Origin of the sequence: Campylobacter sp. MIT 12-8780 (assembly GCF_006864535.1) — a bacterium.
Taxonomy (GTDB): Bacteria; Campylobacterota; Campylobacteria; order Campylobacterales; family Campylobacteraceae; genus Campylobacter_D.
The window spans coordinates 21,797-40,992 of the sequence record NZ_QHLL01000005.1 but is presented as its reverse complement, the minus strand read 5'-3'; the positions used below and the strand labels follow the sequence as shown (position 1 = coordinate 40,992).

Here is a 19,196-nt window from a genome sequence, read left to right as displayed (position 1 = left end):
TGCTTTTATCTTACTCAAAGCTTTTTAAGCTTATTTAAATACCTATACACGCTAGGTTCAGAAATTTTTAAAAGCTTGGCAACTATACTTATGGCTCCTTTGATATTAAAAATGCCTTTTTTGTAAAGCTTGCAAATGATTTCATTTTTTTGCGTGCTTGTGAGCGCAAAGCCTGAATTTAAGAGTTTTAAATCTATATTTTGAGCTAAAATATCTTCTATACTCTCACTTAAACTTTCACTACTTGCCAAAGCATCGTGTTGATCTTGCTTTTCACACAAGGGCAAAAAGTCATCAAAACCTTTTAGATTTTCAAGCTCTATGATTTTATGTACTGCGGCTCTAAGCTCTGTTGTGTCGTGGTTTATACACAAAATTCCTACAAGCTTATCCTTTTGTTTGATAAAAAAAGTAGAACCCCTTAAAAGCGTGTTGTATTTTGTAGAAGCTTTATAATCACACAAAAAATCTTGCTTTAAATACGCCTTTTCTTGCACAAGCTTACTTGCAAGATCGGTTAGCGGTGAGTTTTGGCTGCGTCCGCTGATATGGTTGTTTGCAATAGCTGCGATACAAGAGCCTTCTTTGGATATGATATGAAAAACGACTTCATAATTTTTACCCAAAACTTGCCCTAAAAAATGTGTAAGTTTGATGAAAAGCTCTTTTTGATCATCATTCATGCTCTACCTTTAAAACTTTGATATTTAATTATAGCTTTTTTATGCGTGTTTTAGACATTTTTGTCAGCCCAAAACACAAAAGCTGACAAAAAATTTAAATTTGAAACTCCTTTTGAGTTTCTAGCGAGGTGATTTTTAAGATAAGCGCCCTTGCTCTTTTTTCATCAATTGCTTGCTTGGCATTATTTAAAAACTTAAATTCAAGCTCATCAAGGCTAAGAGGATTATCAAAATTGCCTTTGTTGATGAAAATATCTTTTGTGATAATTTTGCCATTTTTCAAATACGCTTTCAAATGTCCGGGAAAATACTTTGGAAAACCACTTGACTTGTGTTTTTTATAGGTGATTTTCTTTGCAAACTCAAGTACATTTTTTCGCTTAAGATTTTGGTAAGAGCTTAAATTTAAAAAGCCGTCCTCAAAAGCAAGAGCCATTAAAAAAGGCATAGAAAATTTAGCCTCATACGCTGTTTTTGGCTCGTATTTTGCAGAGATTGGATCGCAAATAAAAGAGATTGGCACCTCATCAACAAAACATTCAATGCTTTGTATGTCTTCATTTTTAAGCCCATCTTCACGCAAGGCTAAAGCACAATCAATAAAACCATGCGCAAAATGACAGCTCGGATAGGGCTTTATGCTTACTTGTAAAATTTGCCAAATTTCATTTAAACCCTTATCAAGCTCGTTTTTATCGCACTCTTCTTCTATACCAAAAGCACGAAATACATTGTCCCTACCCTCAAAAATACTCAAAGGTGCATTTAAATTTGCCTTTGCAAAATGAGCGATAAAAATACCATTTTTAAGAGCATTGGCTATGTGTAAAACCTTTGAATTTGAGCCATTTGATAAAAACTCATTTACACCACTTGCAAAAGAACCAGCAAAGCCTAAAGCATTAATCATTTGCGTTTTGTTAAGCTCGAGTAAAACCCCACTAGCAACAGCTGCACCAAACACCCCACAAATTGCTGTTGTGTGAAAACCTCTTTTATGAAAAGTGCCTTTGCTTGCTATACCTATGCGAGCAGCGACTTCCCAGCCTGCAATAAAGGCTTTAAGCACCCTTTCGCCACTTTTACACACGCTAAAACCATAACTTAAGCACAAAGGAGCCAAAATCGCACTTGCGTGTAAGATAGCTTCAGTGTGCGTATCATCAAAGTCAAGAGCGTGAGCAGCAATAGCGTTATTCATCGCTGCATAAATCACGCTTAGATTTTCATCTTTTCCCCAAATTTGAGCCTGTTCATCTGAGCTTGGCATAGCTTTAAACGCTTTTAGAGCATTTAAAACGCATTCTTCATTACTTGCTGCTAAGGCTGTGCCTAAGGTATCTAGTATAAGCTCTTTTGCCCTTTGTTTTACCTCATCTGGAATGGTTTTAAGATCAAGATTAACCACAAAATCAGCTAAAATTTCGCTATAAAACATCATTTTGCCTTAAAAATAGCATAATTTTTAGCCTTAGTTAAAAACTCATCGACAAGTTTTGGTGCATAGCCCACATAAGTTGTCGCGTCCATAAGTTCATCGATTTGTTTTTCATTAAGCACCTTACTCACTCTTTTATCAAGAAGTAAGACTTCTTTAAAGCTTTTCTTTGCCTCAATGCCACGCATAGCATTTTCATACACGATCTCATGGGCATGTTGCTTGCCATAATGATCGCTTAGTGCAAACATAACGCGTTCTGCAAGCACAAAACCTTTTAAGGTATTTAAGTTTTCAAGCATTTTGTCTTTTTTAAGCTCTAAATCACTTAAAACAAATTTCATATTTGCCAAAACCACAGAAAGCATAAGAAAAATTTCTGGTAAAAGCTTCCATTCCATTTTCCAAACCTGCCCATCTCTTTCATGCTCATGCCTTTCTATATCGCTTAAAATGGCTAGATTAGCTTTTAAAGCATTGCTTACGGTTACTGCGTTTTCACTTACTGCTGGATTTCTTTTATGTGGCATAGTCGAGCTTCCTACCTGCCCTTTTCCAAAAGGCTCAGCTAGCTCATCGATCTCATTGTGTGCAAGAAGTAAAATTTGATGAGCGATTTTGTTAAATGTGGCGTTAATATTGCCTAAAACATAGCCAAGCTCGATAAACCTATCTCTTGCTGGCTGCCAAGAAATATCTGGCATACTTAAGTTCAAGCTTTCAAGGGTAAGTTTTTCTACCTCATTGCATTGATCGCTTAAACTTGCTTTTGTGCCTACAGCTCCTACGATTAAGCCTACATATAGCCTTTTTTCAAGCTCTAAAATTCGATCATAATGACGACTTAATTCACTCAGCCAAATCGCACTTTTATGCCCAAAAGTAATCGGCAAAGCTTGCAAAGAAAGCGTTCTTCCCATCATAGCTGTATTTTTATGCGTTTTAGTAAGCTTTAGTAAAGCTGTGGCAATATCTTTTAAATCCTTTTTGATTAAATTTAATGCTTCTTTAAACTGCAAGACAAAGCCTGTATCGATAATATCTTGCGTTGTTACGCCAAAATGCACAAACTCGCCAAAACCATGCTCGCAAGCCTTTTCCAAACCTCTTATAGTCGGCACTAAAGGATGTTTTGTTTTTTTGAACTCAGCCACGATAAAATCCATATCCATAAATTTATAATGAGCCTTTTTAGCAATCTCATCAGCAGCTTTTTGAGGGATAATCTTAAGCTTAGCTTGAGCTTTGGCTAAAGCAGCTTCCACATCAAGCCATTTTTGAATTCTATTTTCCTCGCAAAAAACACTACGCATCGCTTCAGTGCTCCAAGAATCTTGAAGCAAACTCATATCAAATACACTTGTTTTCATTATCTATCCTTTTTATTTTTGAATTTTATCCAAAGCTTGTTTTAAATCAGCGATAAGCTCATCAACATCTTCAAGTCCTATATGAAAACGCACAAAAGGACCTCTTTTACTCCAATCAGTCGCTGTTCGTGGTGGGGTTGTAACCGTAGCCAAGCTCTCATATCCACCCCAGCTAGCACCTATGCTAAAAAATTCCAAATTATCCACAAATTTAATCGCCTCATCTTTGCTGATACCCTCGCTAAATTCTATAGTAATCATACCATTTGCACCTTTGTGATCGCGGATAAAAATATCATGATTTGGGTGTGTTTGAAGCTTTGGATAGAAAATCGTTTTGATCTCTTTTCTGCTTTGCAAAAATTCCACAACTGCATCAGCGCTTTTTTCATGAGCTTTTAAACGGATATCAAGCGTTCTCATACCACGAAGCACAAGATACACATCATCTGGACTTGTAGTATAGCCTAGTGCTTCTGGAAGTTTATCAAAATTTTTCCATTCTTTTTCATTGATTACAACTATACCCATAGTAAGATCTGAATGTCCGCTTAAGTATTTTGTCGCAGCGATGACTGAGATATCAACACCAAGCTCAAGAGGATTGAGCAAATACCCACTTGAGTAAGTATTGTCAATTGCAACTGGGATATTATGAGCGTGAGCGATTTTGCAAAGCTTTGGCAGATCGATGATCTCATAAAGTATAGAACCTGGACTCTCGCATAAAATAAGCTTAGTATTTTTCTTGATCTTTTCTTCAACATCGCTAGCATCAGCTTTTAAAAAGTCAATTTCTACCCCCATTTTTTCTAAAAATAACTCACAAATCGTGCGAACAGGTCCATAAATCGCATCGCTAATAAGAAAATGAGCATCTTTGCTCGCATAATTTAAAAGCACCATAGCCAAAGCTGCAAGCCCGGTTGGAAAAAGCTGGGCTCTATAACCACCCTCAAGCTCGCAAATAAGCTTTTCAAGTTCAAAATTTGTAGCCGTGCCTCTTGCACCATAACTTAACACACGCTCAGTTTTTCGAAGCTCTCTATACTTTTGCCAAGAAGCATGATCTTTAAAGAGTATGGTTGATGCCCTCATCACGCTTGGATTTACCGCACGAACCTCAAGGCTTTGATCGCCTCTGCCACAATGGATAAGTTTAGTTTTGTTTTTCATTTTTTCTCCTTTTAAAGATAGATATAAGTGCAAATGATATTGACAATAGCTGCAACAAGCATTGGTATAGCTGTTCTTTTCACCACTTGCAAAGGATTTACCTTTGCCATTGCTGAAATCGCTAAAATAGCTGGTGCTATAGGACTTACGCAACGTCCAAAACCTGTCATGATCTGAATAGGTGCGATCATAGAAATCGTTTCAACACCAAATTTAGCTGCTATATTTGGGATAAGTGGAGCAAAGCTAAAAAATGCTGCGTTTCCAGAACCCATTAAAAACGCACATACAGCAAGCAAGATCGAAACAGCGATAATAATCGCAAGCACCCCAAAGCCGGCCGCTTCAGCATAATGAAGCAAGGTATCAACAAAGCCAACTGATAAAAGCCCGCTTGCAAAAACTTGTCCGCAAACGATGAGTGAAACGGTGATGACAAATAAATGTCCCATACCCTTAAAAAAGATCATAATCGAATTTAAAGTCTCAACCACGCTTTTATAACGAATCATCTCAAAAACTATCGCGATAAAAGTTGAGATCATCATCGCTACAGGTACATTCATCTTTATGGCTGAATTTGCTGCAGCTTTTACTTCTTCAGCGGTGCTAAAGCCCATCAAAACGATAATGCTATCAAGCACGCTGCTAAAACCAAGTATTAAAACAAGCGGTATGATAGGAAGAAGCGCATAAATTTTTGGTGGTTTTTTAAGCTCCTCTTCTTTGCCAGCATTTGCGGCAAGTTCAGCTTCGATTTGTGCTGAATCAAAGATAAAATTTTCTTTTTTATCAAAATATTTTGAACAAAAATATATCGCTACGCCCACAGCGATGATGATAGGAATAGTTGTAGGCAATTGATAATTTACAAAATACACAGCCGGATCGATCTTAGCTACATCAGAAGCCATGATCACATTGCCAGAACCTGGACCATGATCGATATATTGACATATTGCAATCACGCTTAAAGCAGAAAGCTTTGAAACACCCGAACGCACCAAAATAGGATACATAGTAACCATAAGCAAAAGTGCAAGTCCAGCATGAGATGGGATAAAAAGCACTAAAAATTGAACGATAAAATACGCCACAATAAGCAAAAGCAATGGAGATTTAAGCGATTTTAAGGGCTTTTCAAACACTTTAAAAAGAGCGTAGCTTGCCCCTACATGATCCATATATGCTGAAAAACCAGCAATACACATTAAGGTTAAGCCAAGTCCAGCTAAGGTGCTTGACATTTTTTGATTGACAACTTGAAAAATATCAAAAAAGCCAAGATTTAAAGAGCCTTTTGAAACTATAGTATGAAAACCCTCAACTCCAAAGAAGCTAAAAAAACCAGCTATGCTTAGTAAAAATAAACCCGCTAAAAGTAAAGCCATATGGGCATTGACTTTTTTATAAAGCATAAAAACGAGCAAAAAAATCGCAAACAAAGAAAAAACTAAACCTAACATATATTATCCTTTAAAAGCGATAACTTCTATTTCTATACGCGAGCCTTTTGGCAAGTCTTTTACCGCAAAAGCTGAACGAGCCGGATAAGGAGCATCAAAATAACTTGCATACACTTCATTCATCTGTATAAAGTCATTGATATCAGCTAAAAATACCGTGCTTTTTAAAACGCAAGAAAAATCCATATCATTTTCTTCGAGTATAGCTTTGATATTTTCTAAAGCCTGCTTAGTTTGTTCTTTAATCCCGCCTTGAATAAATTCATTAGTTTGTGGATCAAGAGGAAGCTGTCCTGAAACAAATAAAAAGCCATTAGCCTTTCTATAAACGCTGTAAGCACCAAGTGCCTTAGGGTATTTTTGCATTTTAACTCCTTGTTAAAAAATAATTTTATAGGTAATAATATTTTATCATTGTAAGAAGGAAAAGTCAATATTTTTTTATCAAAATAATAAAAAAATATCAAATTAACACAAATTTATTAGATTTTACATTTAAATATGTGCGATCAAAAAACTCTAGTGGGCGATTGGATATGAGTTCATTGCTTTAAAGCAAGGTAAATGCTTTTTTAAAATCATCAAATTCTTATCTAAAAAGCAAAAAAAGCAAATTTACTCATTTCTTAAGGTATCAAGCACATCAACTTCAGTGGCTTTTTTGGCTGGATAATACGAGCTTAAAGCCACGATTAAACCAGCTCCTATAAGCGTAAGAATAAAATCAAACATACTTAAATCAAGTGGCAATTTACTTGAACCATACACATCAGCTGGCAAAGAGATAATATCAAAATTTCCAAGCACCCACATGGCTATAAAAGCAAGCACTACTCCAGCACAAATACCCCCACCGCCTATTAAAGAGCCAAGTGCAAAAAAGGCTTTTTTGATCTCTTGTTTGCTTGTGCCAAGTGCGAGTAAAAGAGCGATTTCACTGCGGCGGTTCATCACTATCATAAGCAAAGATGAGATGATATTTAAGCTTGCAACAAGGATAATCAGCATTAAAACTATAAATAAAGCCCTTTTTTCAAGCTCCAAAGCAGAAAATAAATTCGCATTTTGTTCCCACCAGCCAAAGACTGCAAATTCATCTCCTAAAAAGGCTTTTAAACGCTCTAAGTCCCTAAAGGCGTCATTTGAATACACATGCACGCCCTCATACACCCCGCTAGGCACATTTAAAAGCTTACGCACAGCCTCAATATCTGCAAACATATAGGCTTTATCATAAAGCAAAAGTCCAGAACTAAAGCTATATTTAACATCAAAACGTTTGGTTTGGGGGATTAGGGCTAAACCGCTTGGATTGAGATTTGAAAAGATGAGAGGAAGTTTATCATTTCTTTTAAGGCGAAATTCATCGATTAAAGCCGAACCAGCAAGTAGATCAAAGCCTTTTAACTCCTCATCTTTTAAAGCCTCAGCCACAACCTTGTTGATCTTTTTTTCATCTTGAGAATTAACACCAAAGATAATACCGCCTTCAAAGCGATTATCGCCCCTTGCGATAACTTGCGTGCTTAGATAAGGACTAAAACTAAGCTCTTCAAATTCATTTTGAAGTTTAAGGATTAAGGTATCATCAACCTGAGTATAAAAGCGAGGTAATATAGTCAGTGGATAATTCATCACAAAAAAACGTTCTTTAAAGTCTTTATCAAAGCCATTCATAATAGCCATAGCCACAAGCAAAACGCAAATTCCCACACATACACCTAAAAAGGCTAAAAGCATACACAGCATGATAAAGGGCTGATCCTTATCAAAACGTAGGTATTTTAAAAGTAGGTATTTTGGTATGCTTTTTGTGTTTTTTTTCAAGCCAAAACCCCTTTTTTAGGACCACTTTTGCCATGGCATTCTTTGTATTTTTTACCACTTCCACAAGGACAAGGGCTATTGCGTGGCACTTTTTTAAACTCAGCTTCACCCAAACTATCTTCATTTGCTCCTATTTCAACTGAGCTTTGCAAAAGCTTTTCATTTTCTTCTTGAGCCTTTTGCTCTAAGCTTTCAGAAGCACTAAAAACGACATTAAATAAAGCCTTTGTGCTATCAAGTTTGATACGTTCAACAAGCTCTAAGAAAAGATTATAGCTTTCTTTTTTATATTCTACAAGCGGATCTTTTTGATTATATCCTCTTAGTCCTATACCGGTTTTAAGTATATCCATTTGATACAAATGCTCACGCCAAGCATTGTCAAGCACTTGAAGGTATAAAATTCGCTCTACTCGCTTTTTATCAGCTTCATTTAAAAAGCTCATTTTTTGCTCATAATGCTTTTTGAGTATTTCATAAAGCTTTTCATTGATACCACCCTCATCAAGTCCTTTTAACTCAGCTTCATTAAGCTCGACATTGCATTCAAATAAAAGTCTTTGTTTTAAATTTAAAAGATCATTATCATTTTGTTCGCTTAAGAAAAAATCGCTCAAAAGATGCTGACTTAATTCACTTATATTTTGATCGATTTTTATGCTTAAATCATAATTTTCATCTAAAAGCTCATTTCTATAGCGGTAGATATTTTTTCTTTGCTCGTTGGCTACATCATCGTATTCTAAAAGGTGTTTTCTGCTTTCAAAATGCAAGCTTTCAACCTTTTTTTGAGCATTTTCAACCGCCCTTGTAACTATGCCACTTTCTATGCTTTCGTCCTCTTTTATCCCAAGCCTTTCCATTATGCCCTTAATTCTATCGCCTCCAAAAATGCGAAGCAAATTATCCTCTAAGCTTAGATAAAAGCGGCTCATACCCGGATCGCCTTGTCTGCCAGCGCGTCCTCTTAGTTGATTGTCAATTCTCCTGCTTTCATGTCTTTCTGTGCCTATGATATAAAGCCCACCTAAAGCACGCACCTCATCATCTATCTTTATATCCACGCCTCGCCCTGCCATATTTGTAGCTATAGTTACGGCTGATTTTTTACCAGCATCGGCTATGATTAGGGCTTCTTGCTCGTGGTTTTTAGCATTTAAGACATGATGAGGGATTTTTTCTTTTTTGAGCATTTCATGGAAAACCTCGCTTCTTTCTATGCTTGCAGTTCCAACTAAAACAGGTTGTCCCTTAGCATTTGCCTTTTTAATCTCCTCAATAACAGCCTTAAATTTTTCATTTTGACTTTTATAGATAAGATCGTGCTTATCCTGACGCTTAATAGGGATATTTGTAGGGATAGAAATCACATCAAGGCTATAAATTTGGCTAAATTCAGTGGCTTCAGTTTGAGCTGTGCCTGTCATGCCGGCTAATTTTTTATACATTCTAAAATAATTTTGAAAGGTAATATCAGCTAAAGTTTGACTTTCTTCTTGAATTTTTACCCCTTCTTTAGCCTCTAAAGCCTGATGAAGCCCATCGCTAAACCTCCTGCCCTCACTTAAACGCCCTGTAAATTCATCAACGATAATAACTTCTTTATTACGCACGACATAATGCACATCTTTTTCAAAAAGATTGTGAGCTTTTAAGGCTTGATCAAGCTGATGAGCTAAGATGGCATTATCAAGGCTGTATAAATTTTCTACCCCAAAAAGCTCCTCAGCCTTTGAAATTCCAGCCTCTGTAATGAGTATAGAGCGGTTTTTTTCATCAACTACAAAATCACCATTTTGTTTTTCGCCCTTTGCTAAAGCGCTTGCTTCTAAAGGCTCGCCTTTTTGCATTTTTTTAGCCACTTCATTGGCTTTGATATAGCCATCAAGAGTGCGGTTTGTTGGACCTGAGATGATTAAAGGCGTTCTTGCTTCATCGATTAATATGCTATCCACTTCATCAACGATGACAAAATTATGCTCCCTTTGCACCTTTTCATTGCTTGCAAATTTCATATTATCACGCAGATAATCAAAGCCAAATTCGTTATTTGTGCCATAAGTTATATCGCATTCATAGGCTTTTTTATGATCTTCATCGCTATTTGAGCTTGAAAGCACCACGCCTACTGAAAAGCCTAAGAAATTATAAATCGCGCTCATTTGCTCAGCGTCTCTTTTAGCTAGATAATCATTTACCGTAACTATATGCACGCCTTTACCACTCATAGCATTAAGCACTACAGGCAAGGTTGCAACTAGGGTTTTTCCCTCCCCTGTTTTCATTTCAGCTATCTTACCTTCATGAAGCACCATACCACCGATGAGCTGGACATCAAAATGCCGCATATTCAAGGTTCTTTTTCCCACCTCACGCACTATAGCAAAAACTTCACTCAGTATTTTTTCTAAGGAAGTGTGATTTTCTTGCACTTTTTTTCTTAGTTCATTAAATTCATTTTTAAGCTCTTCATCACTTAAAGCTTGATACTTTGGCTCTAAAGCGTTGATTTCATGAACTCTTTTAAAATATTTTTTCACTTCTCTATCATTTTTTGTACCAAAGAGTGATTTGATGATTTTAAGCATAATGCGTCCTTAAATTTTAAATGCAAAGTTTAATTATAGTCTTTATTTAATTAAAATTTGCTATAAAAAAGAAAGAAATTCAAATTTTTAAAGTATAATCTTTTTTGAAAATATTTATTAAAAAGGAGCAAAATTGTTAACAAAGGACTTAAAACTAGGTTTAGCCCTTTCAGGCGGAGGCATAAGGGCTTTGATCTTTCATCTTGGCGTGTTTGAGTTTTTAGCTAAGCACGAGCTTTTAGAAAAAGTTACGCATATTTCAAGCGTATCTGGAGCTTCTATGTTTGTGGGCTTATTGTATGCAAAAAATAACAATGCCTTTCCAAGCTCAAAGCAGTATATAAATGAGGTTTTACCAAACATAAAAGAACAAATTCTAAGTGTAAATTTAGAAAATAAAGCTATTTTTAAAACCTTACTGAGTTTGGGGCTTAATAAAAAAGCAAATACCATAGCTTCAGCTTTAAAAGAGTATTGGGGTATAAAAACAAATTTTAAAGACTTAGCTAAAACTCCAAAACTAAGCATACAATGCACTAGCTATCAAACAGGTAAAAGATTTATCTTTTCACAAGATGAGATAGGCGATTATGCCTTTGGCTTTGTCAAAGACTTTGACTTTGCCTTAGCTGATGCTGTGGCTGCTTCTGCTGCTTTTCCTTTTTTAATCGGCACCTTTGAACTTGATACAAGTAAATTTTCTTGGTGTGATGAAAAAGGACAAAGTATAGAACCAAAAAGCAAGCTTTTATACCTTTGGGATGGTGGAGTGTATGATAATCTAGGGCTTGAGCCTATTTATCAGATAGAAAACAATGGCACTTTAAGCCAAGAAGTTAATTTTATCATAGTAAGCAATGCTGGAGCAAGCATAAAATTTAAAGATAAAAGCAAGCTTGATCTTTCACGCATAGCTGATATAACAAGCGATCAAATCGCTATCATTAGACTACGTGCCTTTAGAGAATTTTGCAAAAATCACCAAAATGGCTTTCATCTTAAAATAGGCAGACCTTTTAGCGAGGTAGTGCAAAAACTCAAAGCCGATCAAAGCCTTGTAAGCACTTATGAAAGGCATTTTTTAGATAAAGAATCTTGCCAAAAAGTAGGACTTTATCCTACCACACTTAAAAGTCCAAGTAAAGAAGACTTTGAGCTGATTTTAAGGCAGGGTTATGAAAGTATGATTTATACTCAGCTTTGTTGTCCTTATATAGAGGATTTAAAACTTAAGCTATAAGAGTAGGTAGTCAAAAAACTGCTCTTTTACTTCAAAACTTTGTGGAAAAATACAGGCTTTTTGACACATATTATGGGGATAGCTTTAACTGCTATACAATCATTGCAAACCAAAAAAAGATGATTGTTAAAGAGTTGGCTGGTAGAGTATAAAAGCGATCAATGCTATTTATGAGAAAGAAAAAAAAGCAATTGCCCATAATGCTAATGACAAGACAAAAAGGATAAAAAAATATTTAAAAGCATACTTACAAAGTGGAGAAAAAACTCTCCACACACAAGTTAATCAAGCTTTTATATCTTGCAATAATCCACTTAAATAATCAATCGCTTGCTTTTTTCTATCTTGGAGACGCCCTTCATTTTCAGTTTGTCCCATATAGTATCCCTTTTGGATAGCATAAGGCTCTTTAATTATAGAAATTTGCTCTTCTAGCATTTGTATCTTTAAAGATTTTGGGGCATTTTCAAAAGATTCTTGTCTTTTTCTTGTATCCCAATAACTCACATTTTGTCCATAATTTTCCCTAGCATTAGCCACTACCATAGAGGCTGTGAAAAAACTATGAACTGCTAATTTTTGCTCTTTAGTGTAATTCTTAGCTTCCATATCTGCACTCATTTTGTTTCTAAAATCCTCATAATCACTTATATTTTTCTTATCAGAAAAATCATTTTTTTGTGGATAAGAGTAAATGTTATTTGTAATTTTCATATAATTTACCTAATTTGAATACGTGTACTCATTGAATTGCCAGGAGCATTAATAGAGCGAGAAGTAAATTCAAAAGGACCACTTATATTAGCAGGTTTGGAAATATCCCAAATATCTAACCAACCATCAATAATATTATCACCTGTTAAATCTATACCGTCTGAACTTAACTGTACTGCATCATTTCCTGCAAATTTAGCCCTATCATAACTGCCACCACCATAACCTGTTACACCTGTTGAAACAACAAAATAACTACCACCATGATCTTGATCGGTGATTGACTTGCCAAGCACATATTCATAGCCACCTTGAGTAGATTCAACTTCTAATATTTGAACCTCTGTTACAGGAGGAGCGGAAGCTCTCATTGTTTTATTGTTTTTATTAGCCTTATAAGCTTTTTTCATTAACTCTAAAGATTTATCAAATTTCCCATTAAGGTAATCTTGCTTATTTGGGGAATTTGGCTCTAAATAAATACTAACACCATTGCGAGTAATTTTTTCTTTATTATCTATTAATGCATTATCACTAGCATTAGCAATGCTGCAACTTAAAACACTGACAACCATAGCACTATTGATTAAATATTTAACCATGCTTACTCCTTTTAATAAAAGTCTTATTTCACACTATATAAGCAATAATTATTCCAAAAAATTAAATATTTATAAAAAAATAATAGCGTTTTTCATTTATTTTTGATATATTTTATAACTTTTCTACACATAAAAATTATTTTATAGCATATATTATATTTGTTTAAGCTCTTTTGTTATAATGATATTTTTATGTAAAGATAAGGAAAATTTTTTGTCATGTTTAAAAATATCTTATTTTTATTTGTCATTATCTTTAATGCACAAGCTTTTGATATAAATTATAAAAATTTTTCAAGCGACTTTGTGCAAAGTGTTGAAAATGCGCATTCAAAGATTGATTATAAAGGAAGCTTTATCATCACTCAAACAAAGGCTTTTTGGGATTATAAAGAGCCAAACAATAAGCAAATTTTTATCAATAATCAAGAACTTGTCATCTTAGAACCGGACTTAGAACAAGCGATCATAAGCACGCTTGATAAGGTGCCAAATCTAAGCGAGATTTTTAAGAGTGCTAAAAGACAAGATGGGCAAACCTATATCGCAAAATACGAGCAAATCACTTACACTATAAAACTTAAAAATGATGAAATTTCAAGTATTAGCTATAAAGATGATCTTGATAATAAAGTCCTTATTGAGCTTTCTAATCAAAAAAGAGATACGCTTATCAATGAAGAAATATTTAAAGTAAAAATTCCTGCAAATTTTGATATCTTGCGCTAGGATTTTTTTATGTTTGAACTTGCTTGTTTGCTTGCTATAATACTTGTTTTTGGTGTTATACTAAGCTTTTTTAATATCATAAAAATCAAAAAACTTGAAAATGAACTCTTTCTTTTTAAACTCAAATTTACAAACCTAAGCGAAAAACTGCAACTCCTAGAAAAGAAAATACACACTTTACACACACAAAATGATGAAAAACCCTCTATTCAAACAGAACAAAACCTTGCCTTAAAAAGCGCAAAAAATCCTCATTTCAACCTTGATAAAAAAAGCACTCAGCTTCAAAGTATAAAAACAAACTCCTTTGATATCCCAAAATCCTCATTTGCGGTATTTAATTTCAAATTTGAAAATTTCTTTACGCAAAAATTTTTAATCATAGTTGCTGGCTTGTTTTTAGTGCTTGCTGGCTTATTTTTAATCAAATACTCCATAGAAAATTCCCTCATCACTCCATTAACAAGGCTCATTTTAGCAACTTTTTTTGGGTTATTGTGCGTTGTTTTTGGGCTTATCTTGCACTTTAAAAAGCTTAAAATACCAAAGATAAAGATCGTTCAAACTAACCTTAGCTTAAACTCACAAATTCTTATTTCGGCTGGGTTTGTAATTGAGTTTTTAAGCGTTTATGCAGCATTTAAATTATATGATTTTATTGGATTTAAACTCTGCTTTGTCCTGCTTTGTGTGCTGAGTATAATCTTACTTTTTGGTGCTTTAAAATTTGGTGTTTTGTGTGCATATTTTGGCTTAATTGGAGCTTTTGCGACACCTGTTTTGCTTAGTGATGGAACATATAATGGGGCATTTTTATTTGGATATTTGTTTGTTTTTTATATCTTGCAAGCCTTTTTAAGTCACAAAAAAAATTTTATATATGTTAATTTCATCGCCTTGCTTTTGTGTGTATTTTATATTTTGCATTTTATCTTTTTTAAACTAAGCGAATATGAGGGCTTTTTAAATGCCTTTGTTTTACTATTTATGCTTTGCATAGCTTGCTTTAGCATACTTTTATACCGCGCAAAAATGCTCCTTTTTATCTTCAGCCTTTGTTTGAGTTTTATTTGCTTTTTTAGCTTTTTTGCTTTAGTGCAAATGAGCCTTATAGAATGGACTATATTTGGGCTTTTAGTTGTATTTTGTTTTGCTTATACTTATCTTAAAAATACCTTATATAATTTTTTACCATTATGTTTTTCGCTTTTGGTATTTTTAAGCACCATAATAAGCCTTTATCTACAAGATAAAAGTATTCTTGTGCCTTTTATATGCTTTTTTGTTTTATTTGGCGTTCTAGCTTGCGCGCTTTGCTTTAAACAAGCCTTTTTTATACGCCTTGTTATAGGCATTGTGAGTGTATTTTATCTCTGTTCTTTCGTGCTTAAAAGTGAAGTCGAGGCATTTTTTATCCTGCCTTTGCTCGCACTTGTTTTAAGTCTTTTGACAGGCTTTTTTAGCCTTAAATTCAAAGAAAATTTAAGCTTTCAGGGTAGCATTTGGCTCTTTTTCATCGCCTTCTTTCACCTCGCTTACGAGTTGCTTGATCCTTCATATCTTGCTTATGTGCTTGCTTTTGAGTGGGCGTTGTTTGCTAGTTTGTTGTATTGTGAGACAAAATTTGAACTTTTGGCTCTTAAAAACTCAAATTTACAAGCTCATTTAAGTATCGCAAGTATTTTAGTTCTTGCCATGCTTTGTGTTTTTCCTTATTTTAACGCCCTTTATGAGCTTATTTTGGCTCTTTTTATACTTTCAAAAAGCGTTGATATACTGCTTTGTTTATGCTTTGTTCTTAGCACTGGTGTGAGTTTAGGGTTTTTATACAAAGCACAAAAATTAAATAAAATAAACTTTATTTTGCTAGCAAGTTCTTGTTTGTTTTTTAGCATTTTATTTATACAGGCTTTGATTTTAGCTTCTTTTAGTTCTTTTGAGTATGCAAAATACTGCTTGAGCTTTACTGCGTTTATGTTTTTAAGCCTAATATTCCTCCATGCTTATAATAAAAATACTTTGTTTTACAATATTTTTGTGTGTTTTGGAGCAAAAGCAGTGTATGATCTAAGCATAGTGTTGATCTTTGATAATGCCCTATTTTCAAGACTTTATACGCATTTTTACAAAGAAGACTATCCTCAAGCTTTTGAACTTTTAATGATGATTATCTTGAGTTTTGTTTTACCAAGCTTTTACTTTTTCAAGCTTAAAAACAAGCTCCTTGAATTTCATAAAATCACACAAAAAATAAGTTTAATCTTTGATGTTTTGGTTTTTGTTTTTACTCTTTTAAGTCTCATTGCTTTGATCCGCTTTGGCTTTTGGTATTTTAATGAAAATCTAGGCTTTGGAAGTCTTTGTCTTGCTAAGGCATTTTTTGACAAAAGTATAAGCACTTTTGAAAATTATACCTACAGCTTTGCTTTTGTATTTGTGGGTGTGATCTTGCTCTTTCTAGCCTTTAGAAATCCTGTTTTGCGAATTTATGCTTTATTATTATTTGCCATAAGCATAATAAAACTCTTTTTTATCGACATAAGCTCAAGCACTGGTGTATTTAAAATATTGCTATTTTTTAGTGTAGGCGTGATTTTTCTTTTAAGCTCTTATTTTTATTCAAAGAAATTTCTAAGGCATAAATAGTGAGAAAAATTTTTCTTTTTGTGCTGCTTTTATCCTCTATTTTTGCTGACGAAGACTTTTTAACGACGCTCAAAAAAGAATTTATCAAAGCCAAAGATGAAGGAAAGCCTGCTTTGATTATCCCTATTAACACTTGGCATAATCGCTGGTTTTATGATGATGAGCACCTCAGCAGATACAACGAAAAGCCTTTGGGACTGGGTTTTGCCCAGTGGATTAGCGAAGAAAAGATAAATTATGGACTTTTTGGCATTGTTTTTAATGACTCAAACTATCATATTCAAACAATGTTTGGCTATATCAAACACTATCATCTTAATGATGATGCGGTGAAATTCTCACTTGGTTATATTGTCGGACTTACTCAAAGAAAGGAGTATTGGTATATACCAATACCCTTACCCTTGCCAAGTGCAAGTTTAAGCTATAAAAAACTCGCCGTTCAATTTGCTTATGTGCCGAGCGTTAAAAACAACGGCAATGTGCTTTTTTCGTGGATTTCTTGGACTTTTTAGTCCTCTTGTTTCTTAGAAATCGTTTCGATATTGCTTCTATTTTTTTCAATCAGCAAGCGATTTTTTTCAACAATTTGTTTAAGCTCCTCAATATCAGCCTTCATCGCCTGAATGTGGCTTTTAAAAAGCTTGATCTTTCTTTCATAGCGATTAACAAGCAAAAATACGATAAACAAAAACACAAGCACGATGCACCAAAATGCAACATTTATCATTTTATCCTCCTTAAAAGGTTTTAGTATGCCACATTTTTACTTAAACTAATCTATAAAACGTTTTTGCAAATCCCCAAAAAACTCTATACGTCTATCACGCAAAAAGGGCCACCACCTGCGAACATTTTCACTTTGTTTAAAATCAAGCTCTAAAACCTTACAAAGCTCTTTATCATCAGCCCTAAAAAGCTCCTCACCTTGCGGACCATAGACAAAAGAATTTCCCCAAAACCTTATGCCATTTGCTTTATTGCTTTGATCTTTTTCAAAGCCAACGCGATTAACCGCCACCACAGGCAAGCCATTAGCGATCGCATGTCCTCTTTGCACCCCAAGCCACGCCTCAAGCTGTTTTTTTCTTTCTTGCTCGCTATCCTCATCAAAAGAACCTATAGCGGTAGGATAGATAAGCAAATCAGCCCCTTTTAAAGCCATAATCCGCGCAGCCTCAGGAAACCACTGATCCCAGCAGATCAACACCCCAAGCCTACCCACGCTAGTATTTATAGGCTCAAAGCCAAGATCACCAGGCGTGAAATAAAATTTCTCATAAAATTGCGGATCATCAGGTATATGCATTTTGCGGTATTTACCAGCCACGCTGCCATCTTTTTCAAACACCACAGCCGTGTTATGATATAGTCCAGCACTTCTCTTTTCAAATAAAGAAGTTAGCAACACCACTTCATTTTCACGCGCAAGCTTGCTCCAAAATGCCAAGTCTTTTTCATACTCTTCAGCCAAGTCAAATTTACTCACATCCTCACTTTGACAAAAATACTCGCTTTGATGAAGCTCACTTAAGCAAACAAGCTCTGCTCCTTGCTCTACTGCTTCTTTGATAGCCTTTATGCTATGTTTAAGCATAGCTTCTTTACTGCCTTGAAATTTGTGCTGAATGAGTGCTATTTTCATCTTTTATCCTCTTTATAAACTCAAAAATATTATATCAAATTTGCTTTGTTTTCGCTTATCTTTGCCCTAAAAAGCGGTTTTGACAAGCACAATGAAGTGAGCCATTTTGTCTTAGAAATACCCTTGCATCAACGCTGATAATCTTTCTTTGAGGTAAAGCCTTTTGAAGTCTTTCTTTGATAAGCTCGTCCTTTTCATCAGCATAGCTTGGCAGTATCAATGCCTCATTGATAAAAACAAAATTTGCATAACTTGCTCCAAGCCTTCTTCCTTCATAATACAAAGGCTTTGGTAAAGGCAGTTCAACAAGCTTAAAACCCGTTTTTTGAAGCTCTTCTTTCATCTTTAAAAGAGGCAAAAAATGCTCATCTTCTTCATCTTCACAAATACAATGAGCTATAGTTTCTTCATCGATAAAACGCGCTAAGGTATCAATATGTGAGTCTGTATCATCGCCTTTTATAAAGCCATTTTCTAGCCAGATGATTGTTTTGAGATTAAAAATTTGTTTGAGCTTTGCTTCAAGTTCGCTTTGATTAAGATGAGAATTTCTATTTTCATTTAAAAGGCAAGTTTTGGTTGTAAGCATAACACCCTGCCCGTTAAAATCAATGCTTCCACCCTCTAAAATAAGATCAATTGTTCTTAGCTTGCTTTTAAAATGCTGTTTAAAAAGCTTAGAATTAACTTCATTATCAAGCTGGCTTTGAAATTTATTGCCCCAAGCATTAAAGCTAAAATCTAAACTCATCAGCCTTTCATTCTCACAAATATCAATAGCACCATAATCTCTTATCCAAGTATCATTCGTATCACACTGAAAAAACTCAACATTTTGAAAGTCTTTAAAAGGCTTAAAATCAGCCTCATTTGGAGCAATGAGTAAGACTTTTTGATACGCACTTACAGCCTTTATAAAGTCTTTATAGCCTTGTAAAATCTCATCTAAATAAGGCTTCCAATCAGTTTTTTCATGAGGTAAAGCCAGCATTAAAAGCTCTTGTTTGCTCCACTCGGCAAGGGTTTTTATCATTTTTATACCTTTTTTGCTAAATTCTAACACATTTTGCTT

The 19,196-nt window shown here is 34.6% G+C and carries 17 protein-coding genes; 4 read left to right on the top strand and 13 right to left on the bottom strand.

The window, feature by feature from the left end; translation table 11 throughout:
* Window positions 1–14: 14 nt before the first annotated feature.
* The 8 genes from DMB95_RS05000 to secA all read right to left on the bottom strand — a co-directional run bounded on the left by DMB95_RS05000 (window position 15) and on the right by secA (window position 10,548).
* Entirely contained in the window at window positions 15–683 is a 669-nt protein-coding gene (locus DMB95_RS05000) for a helix-turn-helix transcriptional regulator (RefSeq protein ID WP_142931175.1), read from the bottom strand.
* Window positions 684–777: 94 nt separating this feature from the next.
* Window positions 778–2,121 (bottom strand): MmgE/PrpD family protein, encoded by a 1,344-nt coding sequence (locus DMB95_RS04995; protein WP_142931174.1) that lies wholly within the window; start codon window positions 2,119–2,121, stop codon window positions 778–780.
* A complete protein-coding gene (gene purB, locus DMB95_RS04990; RefSeq protein ID WP_142931173.1) occupies window positions 2,121–3,494 on the bottom strand; it encodes an adenylosuccinate lyase in 1,374 nt (457 codons plus the stop codon). Before purB ends, DMB95_RS04995 begins: the two co-directional genes overlap by 1 nt.
* 9 nt (window positions 3,495–3,503) lie before the next feature.
* Window positions 3,504–4,667, bottom strand: a complete 1,164-nt coding sequence (metC, locus tag DMB95_RS04985; RefSeq protein ID WP_142931172.1) for a cystathionine beta-lyase — start codon at window positions 4,665–4,667, stop codon at window positions 3,504–3,506.
* Window positions 4,668–4,678: 11 nt separating this feature from the next.
* The gene (dcuC, locus tag DMB95_RS04980) at window positions 4,679–6,133 is read right to left on the bottom strand and encodes a C4-dicarboxylate transporter DcuC (RefSeq protein WP_142931171.1); all 1,455 of its coding nucleotides are present in this window, start codon (window positions 6,131–6,133) and stop codon (window positions 4,679–4,681) included.
* Between the two features lie 3 nt (window positions 6,134–6,136).
* Window positions 6,137–6,499 (bottom strand): Rid family detoxifying hydrolase, encoded by a 363-nt coding sequence (locus DMB95_RS04975; RefSeq protein WP_142931170.1) that lies wholly within the window; start codon window positions 6,497–6,499, stop codon window positions 6,137–6,139.
* Window positions 6,500–6,748: 249 nt separating this feature from the next.
* The gene (locus DMB95_RS04970; protein WP_260604828.1) at window positions 6,749–7,882 is read right to left on the bottom strand and encodes an ABC transporter permease; all 1,134 of its coding nucleotides are present in this window, start codon (window positions 7,880–7,882) and stop codon (window positions 6,749–6,751) included.
* Between the two features lie 74 nt (window positions 7,883–7,956).
* Window positions 7,957–10,548: a preprotein translocase subunit SecA gene (gene secA / locus DMB95_RS04965; RefSeq protein ID WP_442861447.1), complete on the bottom strand. Its 2,592-nt coding sequence runs from the start codon at window positions 10,546–10,548 to the stop codon at window positions 7,957–7,959.
* 133 nt (window positions 10,549–10,681) lie between these two features.
* Between secA and DMB95_RS04960 the strand changes: the two genes are divergently transcribed.
* Window positions 10,682–11,788 (top strand): patatin-like phospholipase family protein, encoded by a 1,107-nt coding sequence (locus DMB95_RS04960; protein ID WP_142931168.1) that lies wholly within the window; start codon window positions 10,682–10,684, stop codon window positions 11,786–11,788.
* A gap of 285 nt (window positions 11,789–12,073) precedes the next feature.
* Here DMB95_RS04960 and DMB95_RS04955 read toward each other — a convergent pair whose 3' ends face one another.
* Both DMB95_RS04955 and DMB95_RS04950 read right to left on the bottom strand, forming a co-directional pair.
* Window positions 12,074–12,502, bottom strand: coding sequence for a hypothetical protein (locus DMB95_RS04955; RefSeq protein ID WP_142931167.1), 429 nt, complete (start codon window positions 12,500–12,502; stop codon window positions 12,074–12,076).
* A 5-nt stretch (window positions 12,503–12,507) separates the two neighbouring features.
* Window positions 12,508–13,104 (bottom strand): DUF4879 domain-containing protein, encoded by a 597-nt coding sequence (locus tag DMB95_RS04950; protein WP_185906683.1) that lies wholly within the window; start codon window positions 13,102–13,104, stop codon window positions 12,508–12,510.
* Between the two features lie 219 nt (window positions 13,105–13,323).
* Here DMB95_RS04950 and lolA point away from each other — a divergent pair, with 219 nt between their 5' ends.
* The 3 genes from lolA to DMB95_RS04935 are packed head-to-tail and all read left to right on the top strand — an operon-like array spanning window position 13,324 to window position 16,994.
* Window positions 13,324–13,833 carry a LolA-like outer membrane lipoprotein chaperone gene (gene lolA / locus DMB95_RS04945; protein WP_142931166.1) on the top strand — a complete coding sequence of 170 codons (510 nt, stop codon included), beginning with the start codon at window positions 13,324–13,326 and terminating at the stop codon, window positions 13,831–13,833.
* A gap of 9 nt (window positions 13,834–13,842) precedes the next feature.
* Entirely contained in the window at window positions 13,843–16,479 is a 2,637-nt protein-coding gene (locus DMB95_RS04940) for a DUF2339 domain-containing protein (RefSeq protein WP_142931165.1), read from the top strand.
* A complete protein-coding gene (locus DMB95_RS04935) occupies window positions 16,479–16,994 on the top strand; it encodes a phospholipid:lipid A palmitoyltransferase (protein ID WP_185906682.1) in 516 nt (171 codons plus the stop codon). Before DMB95_RS04940 ends, DMB95_RS04935 begins: the two co-directional genes overlap by 1 nt.
* Here DMB95_RS04935 and DMB95_RS04930 read toward each other — a convergent pair.
* The 3 genes from DMB95_RS04930 to DMB95_RS04920 are packed head-to-tail and all read right to left on the bottom strand — an operon-like array spanning window position 16,991 to window position 19,157.
* Window positions 16,991–17,209, bottom strand: a complete 219-nt coding sequence (locus tag DMB95_RS04930) for a hypothetical protein (RefSeq protein WP_137633120.1) — start codon at window positions 17,207–17,209, stop codon at window positions 16,991–16,993. The two genes, DMB95_RS04935 and DMB95_RS04930, sit on opposite strands and share 4 nt — an antisense overlap.
* A gap of 45 nt (window positions 17,210–17,254) precedes the next feature.
* The gene (locus tag DMB95_RS04925) at window positions 17,255–18,124 is read right to left on the bottom strand and encodes a carbon-nitrogen hydrolase (RefSeq protein ID WP_142931163.1); all 870 of its coding nucleotides are present in this window, start codon (window positions 18,122–18,124) and stop codon (window positions 17,255–17,257) included.
* A gap of 55 nt (window positions 18,125–18,179) precedes the next feature.
* The gene (locus DMB95_RS04920) at window positions 18,180–19,157 is read right to left on the bottom strand and encodes an agmatine deiminase family protein (protein ID WP_142931162.1); all 978 of its coding nucleotides are present in this window, start codon (window positions 19,155–19,157) and stop codon (window positions 18,180–18,182) included.
* Window positions 19,158–19,196: the final 39 nt, after the last annotated feature.

Excerpts from the sequence above, each read along its gene's own strand:
- DMB95_RS05000 (WP_142931175.1), bottom strand. The coding sequence starts at position 683 with ATGAATGATGATCAAAAAGAGCTTTTCATCAAACTTACACATTTTTTA.
- DMB95_RS04995 (WP_142931174.1), bottom strand. The coding sequence starts at position 2,121 with ATGTTTTATAGCGAAATTTTAGCTGATTTTGTGGTTAATCTTGATCTT.
- metC (WP_142931172.1), bottom strand. The coding sequence starts at position 4,667 with ATGAAAAACAAAACTAAACTTATCCATTGTGGCAGAGGCGATCAAAGC.
- dcuC (WP_142931171.1), bottom strand. The coding sequence starts at position 6,133 with ATGTTAGGTTTAGTTTTTTCTTTGTTTGCGATTTTTTTGCTCGTTTTT.
- DMB95_RS04975 (WP_142931170.1), bottom strand. The coding sequence starts at position 6,499 with ATGCAAAAATACCCTAAGGCACTTGGTGCTTACAGCGTTTATAGAAAG.
- DMB95_RS04970 (WP_260604828.1), bottom strand. The coding sequence starts at position 7,882 with ATGCTGTGTATGCTTTTAGCCTTTTTAGGTGTATGTGTGGGAATTTGC.
- secA (WP_442861447.1), bottom strand. The coding sequence starts at position 10,548 with ATGCTTAAAATCATCAAATCACTCTTTGGTACAAAAAATGATAGAGAA.
- DMB95_RS04955 (WP_142931167.1), bottom strand. The coding sequence starts at position 12,502 with ATGAAAATTACAAATAACATTTACTCTTATCCACAAAAAAATGATTTT.
- DMB95_RS04950 (WP_185906683.1), bottom strand. The coding sequence starts at position 13,104 with ATGGTTAAATATTTAATCAATAGTGCTATGGTTGTCAGTGTTTTAAGT.
- lolA (WP_142931166.1), top strand. The coding sequence starts at position 13,324 with ATGTTTAAAAATATCTTATTTTTATTTGTCATTATCTTTAATGCACAA.
- DMB95_RS04940 (WP_142931165.1), top strand. The coding sequence starts at position 13,843 with ATGTTTGAACTTGCTTGTTTGCTTGCTATAATACTTGTTTTTGGTGTT.
- DMB95_RS04930 (WP_137633120.1), bottom strand. The coding sequence starts at position 17,209 with ATGATAAATGTTGCATTTTGGTGCATCGTGCTTGTGTTTTTGTTTATC.
- DMB95_RS04925 (WP_142931163.1), bottom strand. The coding sequence starts at position 18,124 with ATGAAAATAGCACTCATTCAGCACAAATTTCAAGGCAGTAAAGAAGCT.
- DMB95_RS04920 (WP_142931162.1), bottom strand. The coding sequence starts at position 19,157 with ATGATAAAAACCCTTGCCGAGTGGAGCAAACAAGAGCTTTTAATGCTG.